This is a genomic window from Prevotella sp. AGR2160 (assembly GCF_000424185.1).
GTDB lineage: Bacteria > Bacteroidota > Bacteroidia > Bacteroidales > Bacteroidaceae > Prevotella.
On sequence record NZ_AUJK01000002.1, the window covers coordinates 23566 to 45103 of the forward strand.

The 21538-nt window shown below is 52.0% G+C and carries 22 protein-coding genes and 2 tRNA genes; 5 read left to right on the plus strand and 19 right to left on the minus strand.

Features of this window, described 5'->3' with window-relative positions; all coding sequences use genetic code 11:
- The first annotated feature begins 18 nt into the window (after nt 1-18).
- Genes G604_RS0101515 through G604_RS0101525 form a run of 3 tightly spaced genes read left to right on the plus strand, consistent with a single transcriptional unit; the run spans nt 19 to nt 2037 of the window.
- Nucleotides 19-795 carry a Rossmann-like and DUF2520 domain-containing protein gene (locus tag G604_RS0101515; protein WP_028908997.1) on the plus strand — a complete coding sequence of 259 codons (777 nt, stop codon included), beginning with the start codon at nt 19-21 and terminating at the stop codon, nt 793-795.
- A complete protein-coding gene (locus G604_RS0101520) occupies nt 788-1306 on the plus strand; it encodes a KdsC family phosphatase (protein ID WP_028908998.1) in 519 nt (172 codons plus the stop codon). The genes G604_RS0101515 and G604_RS0101520 overlap by 8 nt, the downstream gene beginning before the upstream one ends.
- Before the next feature lie 50 nt (nt 1307-1356).
- Nucleotides 1357-2037 carry a Maf-like protein gene (locus tag G604_RS0101525; protein WP_081657608.1) on the plus strand — a complete coding sequence of 227 codons (681 nt, stop codon included), beginning with the start codon at nt 1357-1359 and terminating at the stop codon, nt 2035-2037.
- On the opposite strand, the gene G604_RS0101530 is transcribed toward G604_RS0101525, so the two are convergent.
- From G604_RS0101530 to G604_RS13250, 12 genes are all read right to left on the minus strand, one after another.
- Nucleotides 1955-2680, minus strand: a complete 726-nt coding sequence (locus tag G604_RS0101530; protein ID WP_028909000.1) for a nitroreductase family protein — start codon at nt 2678-2680, stop codon at nt 1955-1957. The genes G604_RS0101525 and G604_RS0101530 overlap by 83 nt on opposite strands.
- A gap of 104 nt (nt 2681-2784) precedes the next feature.
- The gene (locus G604_RS0101535) at nt 2785-4029 is read right to left on the minus strand and encodes an ABC transporter permease (protein ID WP_028909001.1); all 1245 of its coding nucleotides are present in this window, start codon (nt 4027-4029) and stop codon (nt 2785-2787) included.
- 87 nt (nt 4030-4116) lie between these two features.
- A complete protein-coding gene (locus G604_RS0101540) occupies nt 4117-4938 on the minus strand; it encodes an ABC transporter ATP-binding protein (protein WP_081657609.1) in 822 nt (273 codons plus the stop codon).
- Nucleotides 4939-4940: 2 nt separating this feature from the next.
- Nucleotides 4941-6191, minus strand: a complete 1251-nt coding sequence (locus tag G604_RS0101545) for an efflux RND transporter periplasmic adaptor subunit (protein WP_036904352.1) — start codon at nt 6189-6191, stop codon at nt 4941-4943.
- Between the two features lie 7 nt (nt 6192-6198).
- Nucleotides 6199-7551: a TolC family protein gene (locus G604_RS0101550; RefSeq protein ID WP_028909004.1), complete on the minus strand. Its 1353-nt coding sequence runs from the start codon at nt 7549-7551 to the stop codon at nt 6199-6201.
- A gap of 138 nt (nt 7552-7689) precedes the next feature.
- Nucleotides 7690-8064 carry a LytR/AlgR family response regulator transcription factor gene (locus G604_RS0101555; RefSeq protein WP_051220179.1) on the minus strand — a complete coding sequence of 125 codons (375 nt, stop codon included), beginning with the start codon at nt 8062-8064 and terminating at the stop codon, nt 7690-7692.
- A 23-nt stretch (nt 8065-8087) separates the two neighbouring features.
- Nucleotides 8088-8690, minus strand: a complete 603-nt coding sequence (locus tag G604_RS0101560; RefSeq protein WP_028909006.1) for a riboflavin synthase — start codon at nt 8688-8690, stop codon at nt 8088-8090.
- A gap of 310 nt (nt 8691-9000) precedes the next feature.
- Nucleotides 9001-9636: an HD domain-containing protein gene (locus G604_RS0101570; protein ID WP_028909007.1), complete on the minus strand. Its 636-nt coding sequence runs from the start codon at nt 9634-9636 to the stop codon at nt 9001-9003.
- A complete protein-coding gene (menA, locus tag G604_RS0101575) occupies nt 9633-10592 on the minus strand; it encodes a 1,4-dihydroxy-2-naphthoate octaprenyltransferase (protein WP_410524357.1) in 960 nt (319 codons plus the stop codon). Before menA ends, G604_RS0101570 begins: the two co-directional genes overlap by 4 nt.
- Nucleotides 10589-12931 (minus strand): putative porin, encoded by a 2343-nt coding sequence (locus G604_RS0101580; RefSeq protein WP_028909009.1) that lies wholly within the window; start codon nt 12929-12931, stop codon nt 10589-10591. The genes menA and G604_RS0101580 overlap by 4 nt, the downstream gene beginning before the upstream one ends.
- Nucleotides 12932-12946: 15 nt before the next feature.
- Nucleotides 12947-13243, minus strand: coding sequence for a mechanosensitive ion channel protein MscS (locus G604_RS0101585; protein WP_231376013.1), 297 nt, complete (start codon nt 13241-13243; stop codon nt 12947-12949).
- Nucleotides 13244-13254: 11 nt separating this feature from the next.
- A complete protein-coding gene (locus G604_RS13250) occupies nt 13255-14076 on the minus strand; it encodes a DUF4468 domain-containing protein (RefSeq protein ID WP_036904355.1) in 822 nt (273 codons plus the stop codon).
- Nucleotides 14077-14221: 145 nt separating this feature from the next.
- Between G604_RS13250 and uvrB the strand changes: the two genes are divergently transcribed.
- Nucleotides 14222-16273 (plus strand): excinuclease ABC subunit UvrB, encoded by a 2052-nt coding sequence (uvrB, locus tag G604_RS0101595; protein ID WP_028909011.1) that lies wholly within the window; start codon nt 14222-14224, stop codon nt 16271-16273.
- Nucleotides 16274-16385: 112 nt separating this feature from the next.
- On the opposite strand, the gene G604_RS0101600 is transcribed toward uvrB, so the two are convergent.
- From G604_RS0101600 to G604_RS0101615, 4 genes are all read right to left on the minus strand, one after another.
- Nucleotides 16386-16459: transfer RNA gene (locus G604_RS0101600), tRNA-Asp, on the minus strand.
- Between the two features lie 23 nt (nt 16460-16482).
- Nucleotides 16483-16556, minus strand: a tRNA-Asp gene (locus G604_RS0101605).
- Nucleotides 16557-16728: 172 nt separating this feature from the next.
- Nucleotides 16729-18063 carry an NADP-specific glutamate dehydrogenase gene (locus G604_RS0101610; RefSeq protein ID WP_028909012.1) on the minus strand — a complete coding sequence of 445 codons (1335 nt, stop codon included), beginning with the start codon at nt 18061-18063 and terminating at the stop codon, nt 16729-16731.
- 168 nt (nt 18064-18231) lie between these two features.
- Complete coding sequence (locus G604_RS0101615; protein WP_028909013.1) at nt 18232-18909, minus strand: hypothetical protein; 678 nt, start codon at nt 18907-18909, stop codon at nt 18232-18234.
- Between the two features lie 265 nt (nt 18910-19174).
- Between G604_RS0101615 and G604_RS0101620 the strand changes: the two genes are divergently transcribed.
- Nucleotides 19175-19606, plus strand: a complete 432-nt coding sequence (locus G604_RS0101620) for an Hsp20/alpha crystallin family protein (RefSeq protein WP_028909014.1) — start codon at nt 19175-19177, stop codon at nt 19604-19606.
- Between the two features lie 139 nt (nt 19607-19745).
- Here the strand turns inward: G604_RS0101620 and G604_RS0101625 are convergent, their stop codons facing one another.
- Genes G604_RS0101625 through G604_RS0101635 form a run of 3 tightly spaced genes read right to left on the minus strand, consistent with a single transcriptional unit; the run spans nt 19746 to nt 21529 of the window.
- Entirely contained in the window at nt 19746-20648 is a 903-nt protein-coding gene (locus tag G604_RS0101625; RefSeq protein WP_036904441.1) for an alpha/beta fold hydrolase, read from the minus strand.
- Between the two features lie 51 nt (nt 20649-20699).
- Nucleotides 20700-20951: a hypothetical protein gene (locus G604_RS0101630; protein WP_028909016.1), complete on the minus strand. Its 252-nt coding sequence runs from the start codon at nt 20949-20951 to the stop codon at nt 20700-20702.
- A 5-nt stretch (nt 20952-20956) separates the two neighbouring features.
- Entirely contained in the window at nt 20957-21529 is a 573-nt protein-coding gene (locus tag G604_RS0101635) for a hypothetical protein (protein WP_036904358.1), read from the minus strand.
- Nucleotides 21530-21538 lie beyond the last annotated feature (9 nt).

The window sequence follows — 21538 nt, forward strand, 5'->3', positions numbered from 1 at the left end:
TATTAAATATTAATGACAATGAATATCGTAATGATCGGCTCCGGTCGTCTGGCCACCCAACTGGCGGTGGCCTTAAAGGCTGCCGGACATCAACTCTTACAGGTCTTTTCACCGACGGCGGCTCATGCACAGGCACTGGCGAAGAGGGTAGGCGCAGAGGCGGTGACCACCGTGGATGCTCTGCGGTCGGATGCCGACGTCTATTTCCTCGCCGTCAAGGACAGTGTACTACCGTCGCTGATCCCGGAGGTCTGTAAGGGAAGAGAGGATGCCCTCTTCCTGCATACGGCGGGCTCCCTATCGAAAGATCTCTTTCAAGGCTATGCCAAGCATTACGGCGTCTTCTACCCGATGCAGACTTTCTCCAAGGAGCGGGATGTTGACTTCCGGAAGATCCCTGTCTTTCTCGAGGCGGACAGTGCGGCGACGCTGCAAACGATGAAGTCACTGGCAACAAGTATCAGTGAGCTGGTCTACGAACTGTCCTCTGAGGACCGCCGCTATCTCCATCTCGCGGCCGTCTTCGCCTGTAACTTCGTGAACCACTGTTATACCCTCTCGGCAGAGGTGTTGGAGAAGGTCCATCTGCCTTTCAAGGTCATGCTGCCCCTGATTGACGAGACGGCACGGAAGGTACATGAACTGTCCCCTGTAGCTGCCCAGACAGGCCCGGCCGTCCGTGAAGATGGGAATGTTATGGAGGCGCAAAAGAGACTCTTGGATGATGATCCCCGGATGCAGGAGATTTATCAACTGATGAGCGAAAGTATTATAAAAAACAAAAATAATGATTGATTACGACTTAAAGAAAATCAAGGCGCTGATCTTCGATGTCGATGGCGTGTTGAGTTGTGAGACCATCACGCTGGCCGCATCGGGAGAGCCGTTGAGGACCGTGAATATCAAGGATGGTTATGCCATTCAACTGGCCGTTAAACAGGGGCTGTCCGTTGTCATCCTGACCGGAGGCACGACAGATGCCGTACGGATCCGTTATGAGCGCCTCGGCGTGAAAGAAATCATTCAGGGTGCCGGCGTAAAGATCAAGGCTTATGACGATTATCTCCGGCGAACGGGCTACAAGGATGAGGAGGTGCTCTATATGGGTGATGACATCCCCGACTATGAGGTCATGCGGCGCGTTGGCTGTCCGTGTTGTCCGAAGGACGCCTGTCCGGATATCAAAGATGTCAGTCTGTATATCTCTGACCGTCCAGGTGGCTGCGGCTGTGCCCGAGATGTCATCGAACAGGTGTTGCGCACGCAGGGTAAATGGCTCAGTGACGCCAAGGCCTTCGGATGGTAATTGTTTAGGGCGGTCTTCGTGGCCGTCCTTACCTTTTTAATAAAAAGAATATGGAAATCAGAAATCAAGAAAACCGGCCATTGCGGCTGATCCTCGCCAGTGGCAGTCCGCGCCGTAAGGAGCTGTTGGCGGCACTGGGCCTGGACTTTGAGGTAAGGGTGAAGAAAGGTATCGAGGAACAGTATCCCTCAGACCTCCCTGCCGTTGCCGTACCCGAATATATTGCCCGAGAGAAGGCGGCGGCCTATCAGAAAGAGCTGCAAGATGATGAGCTTGTGCTTACTGCGGACACGGTCGTTATCAGTGTCCATGAGATTCTCGGCAAGCCGAAGGATGAGACTGATGCACGGCGGATGCTCCGTCTCCTCAGTGGCCGTACCCATCAGGTGACAACGGGAGTCTGCCTCACCACCACCTCTTTCCAGCGCCATTTCTCGGTGACCACGGAGGTGACCTTCAAGGCGTTGGATGATGAGGAGATCAATTATTATATCAGCCGTTTCAAACCTTTCGACAAAGCCGGAGCCTATGGCATCCAGGAATGGATTGGCTATATAGGATGTACAGGACTCAACGGCAGCTTCTATAACGTGATGGGACTGCCCTTGCAGCGCATCTATGAGGAATTGCGCCGTCCGCCGTTTATGCTCAGATACGGTGGTAAAACTCTTTCAGCGGCAGACGGAAGCGCTCTCCGCGTACACCTCCGGGCGCCCGATAGCCACAAGTGATGACCATGTTGATACCACAGTCGTGGGGCAGATGAAGGGCTCGCTTGACGAGCAGACTGTCGAAGCCTTCCAACGGACATGTGTCATAGCCCTGCTCACTCATGGCCAGCATGAAGGTCTGGACGACGAGGGCACAACTCTTATGAACAACGGTGTTCATCTGTGCCTCGCTCTCCTGACGGGGCACGGGGCGGAAGAGGCCGACGACCTGGGAGATGATGACACGTAGAAGACCCAGCAGACCGAAGCAGCGTTTGTAGGTCAGCGGCATCAACTGGGCATAGTATTTTTTCTGTAACTCGATGCGGTGGGCTTTCCGGTCCTTCGGGCTGTTGGCGTTGATCTCGGCGATATTTGCCTCAAGGACGGCCTGAGCATGGCGCTTCCATTGATCTTGTCGGGTGACGAAGACGACCATCTCCTTACAGGTCTTCGCGCTGCCTTGGTTTAGGCAGGCCACGGCCATTTTTTTCAATACTTCCGGATCGGTGATATGATAGGCTTCCCAAAGTTGCATGTTTGAACTTGTAGGCGCCAGTGTGGCCAGACGGATACACTCCTTGACCTTCTCCGGGTCCAGGGCCTTCTCGGCGTCGTATTTTCGTACGGCACGACGGTGTTGTAGGATTTCTTCTAAACTCATTTCTTTAACTTTTATGATCTTTATAAACTGAATAATTCATAGTCCTTATATGTGGGTGCGTGGCCGCAATAGGACGACCACCTACTCGTGTCAGAAACATACTCTTATTCATACCGTATAGCCTCGATCGGGTCAAGCTGTGCGGCCTTCTTGGCCGGATACCAGCCGAAGAAGACGCCGGTGAAGGTACAGACGGCGAACGAGAGGATGATGCTCCAGGGTTCGATGACCATCGTCATGTGAGCGAAATACTGGATGCCCAGGGAGATCCCCACGCCCAACAGTACACCGATGATACCTCCCGTGACACTGAGGAGGATCGACTCGATGAGGAACTGGTTGAGGATATCGATGCCACGGGCACCGACACTCATACGGAGGCCGATCTCACGCGTACGCTCGGTGACACTGACATACATGATGTTCATGATGCCGATACCACCGACGAGCAGACTGATGCCGGCGACGGAGCCGAGGAGGATCGTCAGTGTCGTCATCGTGGAGTCCATCATCGAGGAGATCTCCTCCTGAGAGCGGATGTTGAAGTCGTCATCGTCCGCCTCCTGCGTATCCGTGGCGTCCTTCAGCTTATGGGTCCGGCGCAGGATCTGTTCGATCTGATTCTGCGCGGGCTCGGAGGCTTCCTCTGTCGTAGCCGAACAGACGATGCCGCCGAGATAGGTCTGGGCGAGGATACGCTTCATCACCGTGGTATACGGAGCCAGGGCAAGGTCATCCTGATCCATACCCATGGAGTTGTATCCTTTCTTCTTCAGTACGCCGATGACTCGGAAGGGGATGGAGCCGAAGCGGACCACTCGTCCCACGGGCTCCTCACCATTGGGGAAGAGGTTGTCGACGATGGTCTGTCCGAGGACACAGACTTTCGCGTTCGTCTTGATATCCTTATCGGTGAACATCTCACCGTCGTCAACACTCAACTGACGGATGGTGAGATAGTCGGTATTCACGCCATAGATCGTTGACGGCCAGTTTTGGTTGCCGTTGATCCACTGTCCACTACTGCTGACGGTGGGAGAGATGGCGGAGATATAATCGCATTCGTCCTTGATCGCCTCATAGTCGGTCTCCTTCAATGTCTCCATGGAAGAGGCATCCTGACGGACGCCTCCCTGGCCATGGTCATCGGATCCCGGGGAGATCATGATCATGTTCGAGCCCATCTCGGAGATATTGTCCTTGATACTTTTCTTCGTACCCTGACCGATAGCCAGCATGGTAATCACGGAGGCGATACCGATGATGATACCGAGGGCCGTGAGGAACGACCGCATCTTGTTGGCGGCAATGGCACGGACGGCGATTTTGAAAAGATTCGTAAAATTCATAGTTGAGTAATCTTAATCAAGAAATGTAGGGACATGATTTATCATGGTCCGACTGATGCGGGTGCGTGGCCGCAACATGGCGGCCACCTACTCATCCGAATTCGGCGGCAGGGCGGCGAGACCATCGGCAGCGCTGAGGATATGATGGTTATACTCGTCACTGATGATATGTCCGTCGCGCAACTGGATATTCCGGCTGCTGTAGTTGGCGATATCCGGGTTATGGGTGACGAAGATGATCGTACGCCCTTCGGCATGGAGCTTCTGGAAGAGGATGAGAATCTCAAAACTCGTACGGGTGTCGAGGTTACCTGTTGCCTCATCGGCGAGGATGACGGCGGGGTTGTTGACGAGGGCACGGGCGATGGCCACACGTTGCATCTGACCACCGGACATCTGGTTGGACTTATGGTACAGACGGTCGCCGAGGCCTACAGCCTGCAAGGCGGCCACGGCACGCTGACGACGCTCAACGGCGTTGACATCGGGGTTATACATCAGCGGCAACTCGACATTCTCAATACTCGTCGTCTTCGGCAGGAGGTTGTAATTCTGAAAGATGAATCCGATCTTCCGGTTGCGGAGCACGGCACGTTGGGCGCGGCTCATCGTCCTTACGGAGACACCATCGAGATAATACTCTCCACTCGTAGGCGTGTCGAGGCAGCCCAACTGGTTCAGCAGGGTCGACTTACCGGAGCCTGACTTTCCCATGATGGTGACGAACTCACCCTCATAGATCTTGAAGCTCACGCCACGGAGAGCATGGACGATCTCGTCGCCCACCTGAAACTCCCGTTTGACATCATCGAGTTCGATAACGACCTTCTTGCCAGCATGCTCGCTGGCATTGGGGTCGTCCTGCGCTGTCGGAATGACAGCGGCAGCGTTCTTATCATTATCCTGCATACTTATTTACTACTATTGGAGTTTTTACCGTTCTTCTTCTTTCCCGGAGGACCGAAGAGACCGCCCTGGCTATCGCTGTCATCACTGTCGTCATCAGTCTTCACGGCGATAGCGGTGATGATCCGTGTGCCCGGTTTGATACCGCTGAGGATCTGCGTATGGATGCCATCACTCGTACCGATATTGACGGCGTGGGCCGTGAGGGTGTTACCGGAGAGCGTCCATACCTTATTCTTTCCCTTGCAGTCTACGATTTTCTTATCCTTGCCTACCGTCTCCTTCGTCGGCGTGAAACGCAAGGCCTTCGTGGAGACGCAGAGCACATTCGGTTTCTCGGAAGTGTAGATGGTGACATTGGCGGTGAGGCCCGGCTTCAGTTTCAGATCAGCATTGGGAGCAGAGATCACCACCTCGTAGGTGACGACATTATTCGTGGTTGTAGCTTCCTGACGGACCTGCTTGACGGTACCCTCGAAGGTATCATCGGGATAGGCGTCGACGGTGAAGGTCACACGCTCACCCACCTTGACATCACCGATATCGGCCTCGTCGACATCAGCGACGACCTGCATGTTCGTCAGATCCTGGGCGATGGTGAAGAGCTCAGGGGTGCTGTAGCTGGCGGCCACCGTCTGACCTTCCTCGACGCTCTTGGAGAGGACGACACCATCGATCGGAGAGGTGATGGTGGCATAGCCGAGGTTCGTCTGTGACCGTTTCACCTCTTCAGCGGCAGAAGCGAGGAGATCCTCGTTGGCGTTGACCGTCTCACGGGCTTTCTGATAGCTCAGGCGTGCATTTTCAAAATCATCGGCACTGACGAGGCCCTTATGATAGAGGGTCTGATAGCGACGGAAGTTGGCTGCCTGGTAGTTGAGGTCGGATCGTGCACTCTCCAGGTTAGCGCGGGACTGGTTCTCGGAGGCCTTGGCAGAGTTGAGTTGACTGATGAGGTTGCTCTTGTCGAGTTCAGCGATGACCTGTCCTTTCTTCACGACACTGTTATAGTCGACGTAGATCTTGTCGATGATACCGCTCACCTGGGTACCCACGGTGACTGAGGTAACCGGTTCGATGGTACCTGTGGCGGTGACACTATTCTGTAGCGTCTGTTTGGATACGGTCTCCTGGGTAAAGGAAATCTGTTCCGTGTCCTTATCCCCGGAGAAGACGATGCAGGCGACGGCGATGATGACGATGACACCGACCGCGATCCATACCTTGCTGATTTTCTTGAAGTTAAATTTATTCATGATGTTACTACTTTTTCAATGTACCGTTCTTATAGAAGTCGAGCATGTCGAGATTGAGGATGGTGAGGTATTTGGCCTGCAACTCCGACTGGCGAGCCTTGATGAGGTTATCCTTTCCCGTACGGAGGTCGGAGATATTCTTCAGCCCGAGTTTAAACTGTTCGGAGAGGAGGTTATAACTCGTCTCCGCACTCGTAGTACTGACACGGGCGGCCTTGTACTGATCCTGGTTGGTGACAGCCTGCAGCCAGTAGTTCTCAATGGTGGAGTAGAGCGTCGTCTGCTCATTCTGCAGGTCGAGGCGTGCACTCTCCTGAGCGATCATCGCCTTGTTCATAGAAGTCTTGCGAGACCGCTGGTCGAAGATCGGGATGGAGATGGTGACACCGCCATTGATCCCGAAATTGTTCTTGATTTGGTTGCCCCAGGCATTGGAGCTCAGTGAGGTCGTTGATGTTCCTACGCCGGCGTTGACACTGACGGTGGGCAGGTTGGAGGCTTTGGCCATCTTATAGTTCAACGCATATTGATCGATCGTGTTCTGATAGGCTTTCAGCTCCGGCCGGTTGTTCAGCGATGCCTCATAGATGCCGCTGAGCTTCGGCACGGGTTGCAGGGCCTGTGCGTCGGTGGTCTTCGGATCGACGACGTCGAAGGGCTCATCATTGGTGATCTGCAGGAGTTGCTTGAGCTGTCGTTTGTAGTTCTTCACGCTGCTCTCCGCTGCCACAATATTATATTTATCCTGGGCGGCCTGAGCCGAGAGTTGTGCGAGGTCCGAGCGACTCATCTTTCCGGCTTTCACCATCTCCTTACCGCGCTCCTCATTCTTGGCACTCATGGCATAGCTCTCCTGACAGACTTTCACGTCTTCGGTGGAATAGAGGATCTGCACATAGAGTTGGGCGATCTGCTCCTGGATAGAGCGTGCCTGAGAAGCACTGTCGAGATCGGCCTTGTCGGCTATGAGTTGGTTGAGTTTAACCTGATTGCGGTTACGGTTGCCATTCCATACCGTCCAGTTGCCCTGAACGGTGTAGGAGCCGTTATAATACACCTTATCGACACTCGACTCGATATAGTCTCCGGCCATCGTAGCACGCCCCGACTGAGGAAAGGGGTTGTAGGTCACCGTCTGGGAGGTGCTGGCGGAGAGAGAGGGGAGAAGTTGTGCTTTCGCTTCACAGACATCCTCCAAGGCACTGAGCCGCTGAAGGGTGGTCTTCTTCAGGGAGATGTTATTGGTCAGCGCATAGTTGATGCAATCGCTCAACGTCCATTGTCTGGCCTGTGTCGTGGCGGGTACTCCTATGAAGAAGAGGGAGAGCACAGCCGCAGAAGCCTTCATCACTGTATTCATGCGTTATCTGTTTTTTTTTATGTTCGTTTGCTTTTTGACGAAAACAGGCTAGAAACGTTTACTAAAGGAAGATGTGTTTAAGTTTAGTTAACATAGAAAGAAAAAAAAATAGGGCAGCGCTGTGCGTTGCCCTAAAGATTATGACTGAATGGTATGCTCTTCGACGTAGTCCTGAACGGCGATCTTTGCCGTCTCGGAGATCGGGATGAAGACATCGCCGAATTTGAAGCGTGCCCGGTCGATGAGCGTGACCTTAGGCATGTGGACGATATGCGAGCGGTGGACGCGCATGAACTCCGGTTTCGGAAGCATGTCTTCAAGGGTCTTCATGTTCAGAAGACAGTTGACGACGCGACCATCTTCAAGATAGAAGTTCACGTAGTCTTTCATACCTGTGACATACAGGATGTCGTCGAGGCGGATTTGTACGGTCTTATAATCACTGTTGACATAGAAGAAGCGGTCTTTCGTGATCGTCTCTATCTTCTTGGTTGTAGATACTGGTCTTTTCATACTCATTCTTGTTTATGTGGTTATTACGATAACGTTTGCAGGCGTGCGATATATTTGCCGAGGATGTCGAACTCGATGTTGACAACCGATCCTACTTGTATGTTGCAGAAATTGGTATGCTCTCGGGTATAAGGGATAATCGCGACCTTGAAGGTATTCTTCGTCGGGTTGACGACGGTCAGCGAGACACCATTGACGGTGACGGAACCTTTATCGACCGTGAAATACCCTTTCTTGGCCATCTCCGCATCATAGGGATATTCAAAGGTGAAATAAGTGGAGCCGTCGGCATCCTCCATCGCCGTGCAGGTGGCTGTCTCGTCAACATGACCTTGTACGATATGTCCGTCGAGGCGTCCGTTGAGGAGCATGGACCGCTCTACATTGACCTTGTCGCCGACCTTCAGACTACCGAGGTTGGAGCGGTCGAGGGTCTCCTTCATCGCCGTCACCGTATAGGTGTTATCCTTGATGTCGACGACGGTCAGACAGACGCCGTTATGACTCACGCTTTGGTCTATCTTGAGTTCGTTGACGAAGGGACAGGTGAGTGTGAGGTTCACATTACCGGCTTCCTTCTCAACGGCTGTGACTGTTGCCATCGCTTCTATAATTCCAGAGAACATCGTTTTCCTTTCTGTTTACTAGTTACTATTATGATTTTCTATTCTTCTATCTAAAAAGGCAGGGTGGGCATGCTGTCCATCCTGCCTTGTATGAAAAAGGGTCGCTCGATGATGTGATGAAACTCCGAGCTAAGAAGTTTTGAGTGTCCCCTTGTCTTTGTAATCCACCGATCCTTACGGATTAGCTGCGCAAGCAGTGTATGGCCCGCCATTAACAAAGAAACGTTCTCGGTTTTCGTATTAATTTGATGAGTATCCCGATCGAATCGACACGACCCCGATAGTTGTCTCCTTTCTGTGTGCAAATATACTATAAATGTTTGAAAGATGCAAGTATTTGTTCGAAAATTTCACGAAGTTTATCATTATTATCGATAATCTCCCTGATTTCGGCTAAATGTCGCTCGTTGGGACTTCCGGGGATCCACAGGCGGAGGTATCCGCGGCGGGAATATTTCTCTTCCATATGTTGGCGGAAGCGTTGCCACTGTCCCTCGTCATCGAGGTCGGGACAGTTCTCCAGTCCGTACTGCACGGCCCGGGTGAACACCTCATGCGGTTCGAGATCGCGGTCAGCCTCTGCCACGATCTTGCCATAGATGCTCCGGGGCTGTCGGCTGCTGGAGGCACGGTGGTCTTCAACGGCCTCTTTCATGATTTTGATCTGTTCGGGCGAGAACCATTTCTTCAGGCGGGCGTCAGCGGCGAGGATTTTTCCACCCGTGATATGGTGGATGGCCCGGGGCCCTTCCATGCCGAGATCATGATAGGCGGCGACGACATAGACCATATCGATGTCGGCACCGGTACAGGGCACGAGTTCCAGGGAGTTTTTGATCACTCTCGTCACATGCCGCAGTCCATGACTGGCACCGAAAGCATTATAGCGGGGGAGGATCTGCTGTTCTACGAACGCCATGATCTCCAGATTGACATGTTGTTTCATAGGCTTAAGAGGATAATGGCCAGAGCGTTGAGGAGGCCGAAGATAAACATGTTACGAGCATTCTTTCCCAGCACACTGTTCAAGGCTTTGCCTTCATGGATCTCCACCAGTTGTCTTACCGTAGGTCCGTGGAAAAAGAAGAGGTATACCACAGAAGGGATGAAGGCAACGATGTGAAGCAGGATGTTGATGCTTCTCTCATTGTAGAAATCAAGGAGCACGAACAACATGATCAAGCTGGCCACAATGCCCAGCCAATGGTAGAGCTTCTCCGTCCGTTTGGCGCCTAGTCTGACGACGAGTGTCATCTTCCCGTCTTTCTTGTCATTGTCACGATCCCGGTAGTTGTTGACGATGAGGAGGGTGTCGATGACGAGGCCACAGGCGATGGAAACGAGAAAGGTCGCCCAGGAGAATGCCTGCAGGCTCTCAGGCAGAATGACATAGGTCGTCAGACAGACCGGGATGATGCCGAAGAAGACGAGGACGAGGAGGTCGCCGAGGCCGAGGTAACTGAACTTCAGCGTATAGAGGAAGGCGAAGGCGACACAGAGGATACCGATGATGATCATTGTCCAGCCGCCGAAGAGGATCAGCGGCAGTCCGACGAGACATCCCGTTGCTGTCGTCACGGCCAGTCCTACGCGCATGGCACGTGGCGTGATCCATCCTTCCGCGCAGGCTCTTGCCGGTCCGAGGCGACTCCCGGGGTCATCATTGCCGTGTATGAAATCGAAATAATCATTGATAAGGTTGGAGTCAATCTGCATGATCCACGCGAAGGCGAGACAGAGGATGGCCGGAATCATTTGGAAGTTGTCCCATCCACCGATATGGAAGGCCATAGCCCAGCCCAGGAGCACAGGCACGGCGGCTCCGGAGAGTGTCTTTGGCCGTGCGGCGAGGACCCAGGCATGGAGAGAGTTGACTTTTATGTTCTGTTCTGTCATGATCAATTAAAGAAAGTCCAGCTGATACCGAAGCGGATGACGGCCGGATCAATAGGGTAGTGAGGTGTGAGGAAATACCCCTTGTTTCCTGACCCACTGTTGAAGTGGCTGTATTGCACATAGAAGCGGGCCGACTTCAGTTGGAAGTTGACATAGGCGTTGAGGATGGGGTAGTTGCCTATTTTCACGCGCTGGTCCGTACCCTCTCCCTGTACGGTGAACAGGCCGAGGGCGGGACTGTAGTCGGGAGCGTAATAGCTGGTGAAAAAGCGTGCGTCGACGCCGAGCTCCGTATTCAGCACATGGGCGATTTTGAATTTCAGGTAGAGGTTCGTATAGATATTGAACGAGGGCAGCGGCAGCACGTCCTCATCGGACGACTTCTGGAAGGTCAGGATATTCTCCCAGTTGACGATCTTATAGCGCAGGTTCTGCATCAGTTGTGCCGTGAGGACACTGATGTTACGCTTGCTCTGAGCGACCTCTACATGGTTGTTGGAACGGCGGATCGTCGTACCGTCGACGATGTCGTAGCTCTGAACGAGATACGTGTAGTTCTGCAGATTATCGTAAGCCACACGGAGTTTCGTCTCCGTACGGTCAAGACTGAACTCTCCCATGATACGGGAATGGATCTCCTTGTCGAGGTCGTCGTTGTCCCACCAGTAGTGACGGGCATGATAGTGACGGTAGTAGAACGATGGTGTCGTACGATGGAAGAAGGCCGTAGCGGCCAGTCTGACGGTATCGCCGAAGAGTCTGAAATTCATATCGCCGTGGCCGTCGAGCAGGAGGTTGCCGGCATCCTTACCGACGACGCCGACCTCACCCGTGACATTATAGTGGAAGAGGGTGCCCTGGGTCTTGATGAGCTGTCCACCCACGGAGAGGTTGTTTTCGGTATATTTGTTCGTACCCCCGATACTGTCGGGCAACTCATAATGGCGCAGGTCATGGGAGGCGAAGATCTTCAGTCCTGCCTTGGCCCATTTGTTGAACCCCTCGAGCATAGCGATAGCGAAGGTGTTCTTCAGTTCGAAGTGTCTCGTCCGGTCATAGATAGAGTCATTACGCAGTCGCCCTATATTATAATAGGTGTCCTGATAGTAGTCGACCGGCGTCTGGTAAGCCTCATAAATCCGTCGGAAGTTCTTGAACTCCAAGGTATGGATGAAACTTGTCACGGGAACATACTCGTTCTTCAACCAGGAAGTATCCTCTTTGGCCTTGGTAGCGGCAGCGAGGAGGGAGTCGGCAGCGGCGGTGCCATGGACGGCGATGCGCTCATGCTGTTTATCCGCAGCGGCGGGTTCATTCCCCGCGATCTTCGCGTCGTCTGGACGGCCGTTGAAGGTCTGCTGACGGTCATAGGCCTCCTCATCGAATTTCCGTCCATCCTTTCTGGCGGCTTTGCGGGCCTCCTCCTTGGCTTTCTCGGCGGCATTCTCCTTTTTGGAAGCTATGGCGAATTTCTTGGCCTTGATCTCTTCCGGAGTCATCGGTACCTTCCGATTGAAGCCGATATTATAGCGTTGGGAGAAGAAGACACGTTGGTTGTCCTCCCGGTTCCAGTTCTGTTCAAAGACTGTAGGAATCTCATCGGAGGCATAGCTCTCACTGAACATCTCCGGATGGGTGATATAATTATCGTTCGTTATACCACCGTTCTCCGTCATCTTCTCATGGTTGGTAGAGAAGAGGAGATGAGCCTGATAACGGTCACCGAGATAGGAGCCCCACATCTTATAGCCGAAATGGGAGTTGCTCTGACTGTTATAGTATCCACGACCGTAGAGGTAGTCGAACTGGAAGCCGACACCGAGTCGTTTACCGGCATTGACGGCGAAGAAGGCTTTCAGGGCATCCTCCCCGTTCGTACGGTTACCACAGGTGTTAAAGGACACATTCGTGATCGGGGAGTAGGTATTCGTGAAATGGTGCTGGTCGACGGGTGATACGAAATAATCGTAGGGATCCGTGAAGAGGAAATGGCTGTCGGGCAGTCGGTCGATGAAGATACGGTTGATACGCGGCGATCCGAGGTTTCCCGTACTGTTATAATCCGTATAGCGTCCCGTGGTAAAATGCTCGTTGGAGTAGAGATGCGGCAGCGTGTCAGGCTTTGCCGGTGTGATGTCTCCGAAACGCTCGTCGACGGTCCATACCTTCAGCCCCTTAGGAATCACTTTCTCACTGCCCAGCGAATCCTTTCTGTTGAAATTTCTATTATTGTTCAGTGTGGTGTTGTCCTGTTGCCCGAAGGCATCTGTTGTCGTCAGTCTGGTCTGTGCCTGTGCGGAGACCACGGCGGCGACCGTCAGGGATAAAAGAAATAACTTTCTCATGAAGGGCGAAACGGTTCAACGATGAAACAATCGAAGGGATACTTCGATGATTTTGATCACGACGGCGATGAGCATGATGACCATGGCTGCCTGCCGCCAGAGAGGTTGGATGAAGAAGAGGGCGACGCCGATGAGGGCCAGGACCATGAACGCGATGTTGAGGTAGTTGCGTACGCGTAACATTGGCGTGTGATCGGTGATCTTCTCCATACGGTGATGGGGCTTGACAGCCACCGTCTCCTGTTGTCCGCTGCCTTTCACGGTTGATTCAGCGGTCGGGGTATGCTTGGGTGTTGTATTCTGATTTTCCAAAATGTAGAATATTATTTAAATAAATTCTGTATCTCATCGAAGATCTGATCTTTACGATCGATCATTCCTCTGCGGAACTTGCCGAAACCACGGCTGAGCTTCGAGCCTTTCTTGTTCAATGCCTGTTGATCGGAGATGACATCGTCGGCAGGGGCGACGAATCCCGTAGGACGTTCCTGTTCGTAACGGAAGACGATATTGCGGATCTCCGCGTCCACACTGCCGTCATGACAGTTGACGATGAGATTATAATCTACTTCCGTGCGGTCGAGGGAGAGGAATGTGGACTGGAAGACAATCCATTCCTTGACACTAGCGACGACGGTACCCTCAGAAGGATTGAGCAGGGAAATCCTACTGCCCGTGATCTCCTGGTCGCCGGAGGTGAGTTCTGTCAGTTCTTCCTGAATGGCCTGATAGAGTTCTGCCTTTGTCTTACCCGGCAATTCGATATGCCGACGGAAGACGACCTTGCCGTCAGCATCTGTGGTGACAGCGCCTGCGAGGTATTTCGGATCCGACTTCGGATCATATTCCGCTTGCTTCTGCTGCGTGGTCTTGCGTGGCGTCGTTACAGGTGCCGTCGGTATTGTCCAGCCTTGCTGAGTCTCCGCAGCTTGTTGCTGAGCCTCCGTAGCTTGTTTCTGAGCCTCCGCAGCCTGTTCTTGGGCTTTCTTCGCTTCTTCCTGAGCTTTGGCAAGGGCAGCCTGGGCCTCCTGCAGTTGCTTTTGGGCCTGCTTGACTTGTTCTTCCGGTGTGAGCGTGCTCTGCGCGTATGCCCCTGTGACGCCCATGGCGAAAAGCAAGGACAAAGAGATCATGATTTTTTTCATATCGGTAGTTTCTTAGTCTTTCTTATCTATCAATTCGCAAAGATACTAAAAAATGTTGGCCGTACCTATTTTTTATCCTTAAAATTTGTTGGAATGGGGAAAATATGATAATTTTGCAAAGATACACAATGGAGTAATACGAGAAATGGATTTTAAACTTACCTCAAAATACAAGCCTACGGGAGACCAGCCGGAGGCGATCGCCCAACTCACAGCAGGAATCCGCGAAGGCGATCCTGCCCAGGTTCTGCTTGGTGTCACGGGCTCGGGAAAGACATTCACGGTGGCTAATGTCATCGCGCAGGTGAACAAGCCGACGCTGGTCTTGTCGCATAACAAGACATTGGCAGCTCAGCTCTATCAGGAGATGAAAGGGTTCTTTCCCGATAATGCGGTGGAGTATTACGTGAGTTATTACGACTATTATCAGCCGGAGGCTTATCTGCCTACGACGGATACGTATATCGAGAAGGATCTGGCGATTAATGAGGATATCGACAAGTTACGGCTCGGTGCCGTCTCCGCCCTCCTCTCGGGAAGGAAAGATGTCATCGTCGTCTCTTCCGTTTCTTGTATCTATGGTATGGGCGGCCCCGTGGCCATGCAACAGAGTGTCATCAAACTGAAGAAGGGGCAGCATCTCGACCGTCAGGAGTTCCTTCGTAAACTCGTTGATGCCCTTTATGTCCGTAATGATATAGACCTTCAGCGTGGCAACTTCCGGGTAAAGGGCGACACCGTTGATGTAGCCATGGCCTACAGTGATCATGTGTTGCGTGTGACGTGGTGGGATGATGAGATCGATTCCATTGAGGAAGTGGATGCCGTCTCTTTCCATCGGTTGACATCCTTTGAGACGTATGAGATCTATCCGGCCAATCTCTTCGTGACGACGAAGGACCAGACGGAGCGGGCTATCCGCATGATCCAGGATGATCTGGTGAAACAGGTCGATTATTTCAATAGTATTGGTGACGCGGTGAAGGCTCAGCGTATCAAAGAGCGGGTGGAATATGACATGGAGATGATCAAGGAACTCGGTCATTGTTCGGGTATCGAGAACTACAGCCGTTATTTCGACGGTCGTCAGCCCGGAGAGCGCCCGTACTGTCTATTGGATTTCTTCCCGAAAGACTATCTGATGGTTATCGACGAGAGTCATGTCAGCGTGCCGCAGATCTCCGCGATGTATGGTGGTGACCGAGCCCGTAAGAAGAATCTTGTGGAGTATGGCTTCCGTCTGCCCGCCGCTTTCGACAACCGTCCGCTGACCTTCGACGAGTTCCATAGTCTCATACATCAGGTGATCTATGTCAGTGCCACGCCTGCCGATTACGAGTTGCAAGAGAGCGAGGGCGTTGTCGTCGAACAGATTATCCGCCCCACAGGACTCCTAGATCCGGAGATTGAGGTACGGCCGAGTGAGAATCAGATTGATGACCTGATGGATGAGATCCTCACGCGTATTCATCGGAACGAGCGTGTCCTCGTGACGACATTGACGAAACGGATGGCCGAGGAGCTGACGGAGTTCCTGCTGAACCATGAGATTAAGGCGGCCTATATCCACAGTGATGTGGCCACCCTCGACCGTGTAAAGATTATGAACGATCTTCGTGCGGGAGTTTATGATGTCCTCGTCGGTGTCAACCTCCTCCGTGAGGGTCTTGACCTCCCGGAGGTCTCCCTCGTCGCTATCCTTGATGCCGACAAGGAAGGTTTCCTGCGTTCCCATCGCAGCTTGACGCAGACGGCGGGTCGTGCGGCCCGTAATGTCAACGGAAAGGTGATCATGTATGCGGATACCATCACGGAGAGTATGCAGAAGACGATCGATGAGACGGCCCGTCGAAGGAGTATCCAGATGAAGTATAATGCCGATCATCACATCACGCCGAAACAGATCGTGAAGGCCATCCACACGGACCTCCCTGTCGGGAATGCAGACGAGAAAGGGACTTCTATCGGCACCATCCAGTCGGCGAATATCAAGGCTCAGCAGGCTTGTCTTGAGCCCGACGAGGGTGCCTTCGCCGCTGATCCTATCGTTGCCCGCATGACAAGACCGCAGTTGGAGAAGAGTATCGCCGACACGACAGCACTGATGAAAGAGGCCGCCAAGAACCTCGACTTTATTCAGGCTGCGCAATACCGTGATGAGATTCTCCGGTTGCAGAAACAACTGGAATTGAAGTAGGACGATGTCGGAGTTGAGGATATCAGAAAGTGATATTTCGAATAGGGGCGGAACATGATGAATCATGTCCCTACAAACAAAAAACCTTCAGAATTGCTTCTGAAGGTTTTTGCGGTGCGTATGAGACTCGGACTCATGACCTCCTGCGTGACAGGCAGGCATTCTAACCAGCTGAACTAACGCACCAAAATGCATAATGAGAAGAAGAGCGGTGCGTATGAGACTCGAACTCATGACCTCCTGCGTGACAGGCAGGCATTCTAACCAGCTGAACTAACGCACCATTTGAGCCTTGCAGAGAAGGCTTGTTTCTCAAATGCGAGTGCAAAGGTACAAACTTTCTTTTAAACCACCAAATAAAAACGGAACTTTTTTGCATTTTTCTTACAAAAAAGTTCCGTCCTATCATGTTCGGGTAGGGGAGGATATCCTTCTATCCGTTTATTCTCAGTCTATTAGAGGATTCCCTGGGCCATCATCGCCTTAGCGACTTTCAGGAAGCCGGCGACGTTAGCGCCCTTGACGTAGTTGATATATCCGTCTTCCTGTGTACCATATTTCACGCAGGCATCGTGGATATCGTTCATGATCTGATGGAGCTTGTTGTCCACCTCCTCACGGGTCCAGCGCAGACGCTCAGAGTTCTGGGTCATCTCCAAGCCGGAGACAGCGACACCGCCGGCATTGCTGGCCTTACCCGGACAGTAGAGAATCTTCGCGTCCTGGAATACCTTGATAGCAGCCGGGACTGTCGGCATGTTGGCACCCTCACTGACGGCGATGACACCATTGGCGACGAGGGCCTTGGCAGCCTCTTCGTTGATCTCGTTCTGTGTAGCACAAGGAGTAGCGATGTCAGCCTTCTCAAACCAAGGCTTAGCACCTTCCACATATTTCACGCCGTATTTCTCAGCATACTCACGGATACGGCCACGCTCGACATTCTTCAGTTCCATGATATAAGCCAGTTTCTCCGCGTCGATACCATCGGGATCATAGATATAACCATCGGAGTCGGAACAGGTGACAGGCTTAGCGCCGAGCTGGATGAGTTTCTCAATGGTGTACTGCGCAACATTACCTGCACCTGAGACGAGGACCGTCTTACCTTTGAGGTCAATGCCACGGGTAGCGAGCATGTTCTGCAGGAAATAGACGTTACCATAACCGGTAGCCTCAGGACGGATGAGAGAACCGCCAAACTCCTGGCCCTTTCCGGTAAGGATCCCCTGGAACTGGTGTGTCAGTTTCTTGTACATACCGAACATATAGCCTACCTCACGGCCACCGACACCGATATCACCGGCAGGAACATCCTCGTCGGGACCGATGTGACGGTAGAGTTCCGACATGAAAGCCTGGCAGAAGCGCATGACCTCAGCATCGCTCTTACCACGGGGAGAGAAGTCGGAGCCACCCTTGGCACCACCCATCGGCAGTGTGGTCAGGGAGTTCTTGAAGGTCTGCTCAAAGGCAAGGAACTTCAGGATGGAGAGGTTCACAGATCTGTGGAAACGGATACCGCCCTTATAAGGGCCGATGGCGTTGTTATGCTGGATACGGTAGCCCATGTTTGTCTGGACCTTTCCCTTGTCATCCACCCATGTGACACGGAAGGAGATGATGCGGTCGGGGATGCAGAGACGCTCGATGAGGTTGTACTTCTCAAATTCGGGATGCTGATTGTAGACATCCTCGATGGTGCCGAGGACCTGACTGACGGCCTGGATGTACTCCGGCTCGTTGGGGAATCTGCGCTTGAGATTCTCTACGACTTCTGTTGCTTTCATTGACAAAATCTATTTACTTTTATTGGTTAAAATGTTTGCAGTTGCAAAGTTAAACATTTTTCGGCAGAAAAGCAAGAAAATCATCAAGTAAAATGTAAAAAAGTAAAAAAGTAAAAAAAGTAAACGTAGGACCTTTTTACTTCTTTACTTTTTTACTCTTTTACCTTTTTACATTTCCTCAAATTGTCCGTTGAAGTCAAGGGTGCCCTTCATCTTTCCATTTTGAGCCTCGAAATAGGGAGGTTCGTCACGGAGGGAGATATCGTCGAAGACGAAATCGGCAACGACGGTATCATTGCCGTCAGCGAGGATCAGTCCCATCTTTCCGTTCTTCTCGGCGATGATAGGGACGTTGATGAGATCGTCTACATATATATAAGGTGTACGCAGGAAGTCATAGACGGGCTTGACGATGATATTGCCCTGATGGTCACGGATACCGAATTTCCCATTCTCCTCAAAGACTTCATGAAACTGCATATAAGTATCCCGTATGCGATGGAGATAATAGACCATCTTCCGTTTGTTGTTGATCAGCGTGAGCATATACGAGAAGGTATCGCAGTAGTTGGCCACGGCTCTGGCGAGGACAATCTTGAAGTCCAGTCCGTCGAGGACTTTCCGGTTCAGATCGATGTAGCGTGCAATAGCCTGCTTTTTCTCCTCCAGCGTCATCGTGTCAAGACGTTTGATGAACCGTTCCATCGCTCCTTTCGTACCATGCATGGCTTTGATATAGCGGTGGATCTGGCGATCCATCTCCTTGCAGACGAACTTATCAATCTCTTCCTGTTCAATAGGATCGATATACGTATTTTCAAAATTTTCAAATGTAATCGGTTCCATAGGCTTGTCTGGTTTTATTATTCGCAAAGATATATATTTTTGGGGAAGAAAGTGAATAAGTAGTGTTAAAAATATAAAAGTAACCATTCGGTTTTAAGGATCGCCTATGCGAAGGGCCGTAAGGGGCTGCATACAGACGTTGCCAAAATGACACACTAATCTGTCAGAATTACACACTTCGATACCTTGGTATAACTGTTGCAAAAAGGGATGTAGAAACGAAAAATAAAAACAATAATAAACAAATAATCAGGAGGTTAAAACTATGATGTATCCCGTTTTGAATGATTGGTTTGATAATGCTTTTAATGATTTCTTCGATCATCGTGCAATGAACCGCATGAACGCCACGGCTCCCGCCGTCAATGTGAAGGAGGATGAGAAGAGCTATACGATGGAGGTGGCTGTCCCCGGAATTAAGAAAGAGTTCTGCCGTGTGGACCTGAACGCCGATGGTGATCTGGAGCTCGCCATCGAGAACAAGCTCGAGCATCACGAGGAGGAGAAAGGAGAGAAGAAGGAGCACTATCTGCGCCGTGAGTTCGCCTATGGCAACTACCAGCAGGCCTACACGCTGCCCGATGATGTCGATAAGGATCATATCTCTGCCAAGGTAGAGAACGGTATCCTCTATATCACGCTGCCGAAGATGATTGAGGAGAAGAAGGATCAGGTCCGCAAGATCAACGTGGCCTAATCGTTGAAAGTTTCATCTAAATACATACAGTCTAATTAGGGTTCGTCCCCGGTTTCCTTTTAGCGTTAGGGAAGCCGGGGATTTTTTTGTAAAAGTAAAGAAGTAAAAAAGTAAAAGTTGGCAGCAGCGATAAGATCAATCATGTCCCAACGTAAGTCCAAACCTTTTTATGATCTGTCTCGTTGAGGATTTCATGGCGCATACCCGGGAAGAGTGTTTCCGAGACATGATGGTAGCCGACGCGGCGCATGAGGTCGGCGGCATGGTGGAAGGCACGGTCGGAGATGCGGCAGGGATCGGCGGCACCGGAAAGGAAGCTGACGGGCATGTCGGGGTTCTTCATCTGCCAGCCTTTCGTGGAATAACAGTCGAGCATCAGTCGGAAGAGGTTCTCATAGCCGTTGACCGTGAAGTTGAACATACATAACGGGTCGGCATGATAGGCTTTCAAGGTCTCGGGATTGGAACATACCCACGCCTGCGCATAGCCCTCATGGCAGAAGGGGCGGTTGAAAGTTCCAAAAGAGAGATGCCGTAACAATTCTGGGCGGTAATGGCTGCCGCGGAGAGCTCCGAAGATGCGGGCCAGCAGGAGCGCGATGGGGGTGCCGGGGTTATAACTCGGACAGCCACAGACGATGAGCTTGTCGATACGGTCATCATAGCGCTTGACGAAGGAGCGGGCCACGAGGGAGCCCATGCTGTGGCCGAAAAGGGTCAGCGGGAGACCGGGATATTGCGTGTGGATCCATTCGTTGACGAGCTGGGTATCGTCGATGAGAGCCCGCCAGCCCCCATCATACATGAATCCGAGATCATCGGGGCTCTTCACGCTCTCACCGTGTCCGCGCTGATCATGGATGATACACACATAGCCTTTGGAGGCCATATACCGCATGAAGGGCAGATAGCGTTCCTTATGGTCGCACATGCCATGGATCAGTTGCAGAATGGCACGGGGAGCAGAGTCGGTTGGCGTGATGAGCTCAACGGCGAGATTCAGTCCGTCGGCATTGGATTGAAGTGTGAATTTCTTTTCCATCATTGGTGAATCTTTAATCAACCTACGGCGGCATAATCGGAACATGATGAATCATGTCCCTACGGCGGCAGAAAGTTCTTTCAGCGCCTCCTGCATATCCTCGGGGAAGGTGGTGTGGTCCTGCAGGAAGGCCTCACGGCCATGGGCCAGCCGTTCATAGAGGTCACGGTCCATCTGATCAACATAACTGCTGATGGCATATTCAATGTCATCCTTCTGCCCGTCACTGTGGGAAAATTCGTAGACTCTCCATTTCTGATGGAAGAAGGCATAAGCAGAGTCTATCGCGTCTTGCGTAATCATAAGGTTTAGTTGATTTTCGTCATGTGATAGCCCATATCCTTCAACTGTATGGCGGCCCCCATGAGATAGAGCTCGTGGAGGGCGGCGATGAAGGCGCGGAAGGCGGACTCGCTGCCGGGGTTGAGATGAAGGTGATACAGTCGGTTGTTGGTACGCGAGGCGCACTCAGCGATAACCTCCCGCAGCGCCGCCGTCTCCTCATCCTTCAGCAACAGTACCTGTGAACAGATATAGTCGTCGAGATGGTCGAAGTCGATGCGGTCACGGAGATATTTGTAGAGATCGGGCACTTGGGCGTAGAGCGTCCAGTCCGTATCCCAGTATTTTGCGATGGCCATACCGACATACATGATCCAGCCGAGGGCCACCGTGGGGTAGTCGTTGAACTCCCGGAGAGCGTCGGGCAGATAACTCTCACCGATCTTCGGCCACAGCTCCTCGATATCCGGGGCTTCAGGGAAATGGGCGTCGACGCGTCCGATCTTTCTGAGATGGTCATGGAGATCATCGTGAAAGATCTTTTCATATTCTTTCGTTGCCGAGGCCCCCAGTTTCTTTTCTTCTGTCATTTTTGTCATTTTTCGTTT

Coding starts and splice junctions, on each gene's coding strand:
- G604_RS0101515 (WP_028908997.1), top strand. CDS start 19: ATGAATATCGTAATGATCGGCTCCGGTCGTCTGGCCACCCAACTGGCG.
- G604_RS0101520 (WP_028908998.1), top strand. CDS start 788: ATGATTGATTACGACTTAAAGAAAATCAAGGCGCTGATCTTCGATGTC.
- G604_RS0101525 (WP_081657608.1), top strand. CDS start 1,357: ATGGAAATCAGAAATCAAGAAAACCGGCCATTGCGGCTGATCCTCGCC.
- G604_RS0101530 (WP_028909000.1), bottom strand. CDS start 2,680: ATGAGTTTAGAAGAAATCCTACAACACCGTCGTGCCGTACGAAAATAC.
- G604_RS0101535 (WP_028909001.1), bottom strand. CDS start 4,029: ATGAATTTTACGAATCTTTTCAAAATCGCCGTCCGTGCCATTGCCGCC.
- G604_RS0101540 (WP_081657609.1), bottom strand. CDS start 4,938: ATGCAGGATAATGATAAGAACGCTGCCGCTGTCATTCCGACAGCGCAG.
- G604_RS0101545 (WP_036904352.1), bottom strand. CDS start 6,191: ATGAATAAATTTAACTTCAAGAAAATCAGCAAGGTATGGATCGCGGTC.
- G604_RS0101550 (WP_028909004.1), bottom strand. CDS start 7,551: ATGAATACAGTGATGAAGGCTTCTGCGGCTGTGCTCTCCCTCTTCTTC.
- G604_RS0101555 (WP_051220179.1), bottom strand. CDS start 8,064: ATGAAAAGACCAGTATCTACAACCAAGAAGATAGAGACGATCACGAAA.
- G604_RS0101560 (WP_028909006.1), bottom strand. CDS start 8,690: ATGTTCTCTGGAATTATAGAAGCGATGGCAACAGTCACAGCCGTTGAG.
- G604_RS0101570 (WP_028909007.1), bottom strand. CDS start 9,636: ATGAAACAACATGTCAATCTGGAGATCATGGCGTTCGTAGAACAGCAG.
- G604_RS0101580 (WP_028909009.1), bottom strand. CDS start 12,931: ATGAGAAAGTTATTTCTTTTATCCCTGACGGTCGCCGCCGTGGTCTCC.
- G604_RS13250 (WP_036904355.1), bottom strand. CDS start 14,076: ATGAAAAAAATCATGATCTCTTTGTCCTTGCTTTTCGCCATGGGCGTC.
- uvrB (WP_028909011.1), top strand. CDS start 14,222: ATGGATTTTAAACTTACCTCAAAATACAAGCCTACGGGAGACCAGCCG.
- G604_RS0101610 (WP_028909012.1), bottom strand. CDS start 18,063: ATGAAAGCAACAGAAGTCGTAGAGAATCTCAAGCGCAGATTCCCCAAC.
- G604_RS0101615 (WP_028909013.1), bottom strand. CDS start 18,909: ATGGAACCGATTACATTTGAAAATTTTGAAAATACGTATATCGATCCT.
- G604_RS0101620 (WP_028909014.1), top strand. CDS start 19,175: ATGATGTATCCCGTTTTGAATGATTGGTTTGATAATGCTTTTAATGAT.
- G604_RS0101625 (WP_036904441.1), bottom strand. CDS start 20,648: ATGGAAAAGAAATTCACACTTCAATCCAATGCCGACGGACTGAATCTC.
- G604_RS0101630 (WP_028909016.1), bottom strand. CDS start 20,951: ATGATTACGCAAGACGCGATAGACTCTGCTTATGCCTTCTTCCATCAG.
- G604_RS0101635 (WP_036904358.1), bottom strand. CDS start 21,529: ATGACAAAAATGACAGAAGAAAAGAAACTGGGGGCCTCGGCAACGAAA.